This is a genomic window from Nocardia rhamnosiphila NBRC 108938, assembly GCF_000720425.1.
Lineage (GTDB): Bacteria > Actinomycetota > Actinomycetes > Mycobacteriales > Mycobacteriaceae > Nocardia > Nocardia rhamnosiphila.
Genome location: NZ_JOAJ01000088.1, coordinates 1 through 222, shown reverse-complemented (window position 1 = coordinate 222; position 222 = coordinate 1). Strand labels below are relative to the sequence as shown.

Here is a 222-nt window from a genome sequence, read left to right as displayed (position 1 = left end):
TTCACCTGGAAATCGGTACGACCCAGATACTCCAACTCACCCGCGGCAGTCCACCGCACCAGGTCACCCGTGCGATACATCCGCTCCGCAACATCGAACGGATCGGCCACGAACCGATCCGCGGACAGATCCGGGCGCGCCACATACCCACGCGCCAACTGCACACCCGCGAGATACAACTCACCCGCAACACCCACCGGAACCGGCCGCAACCGCCCGTCC

The 222-nt window shown here is 64.9% G+C and carries 1 protein-coding gene; it reads right to left on the bottom strand.

Annotation, left to right across the window (positions count from 1 at the left end; genetic code table 11):
- The coding region (locus tag IG75_RS38795) for an AMP-binding protein (RefSeq protein WP_156059449.1) at positions 1 to 222 on the bottom strand (222 nt) is incomplete at both ends.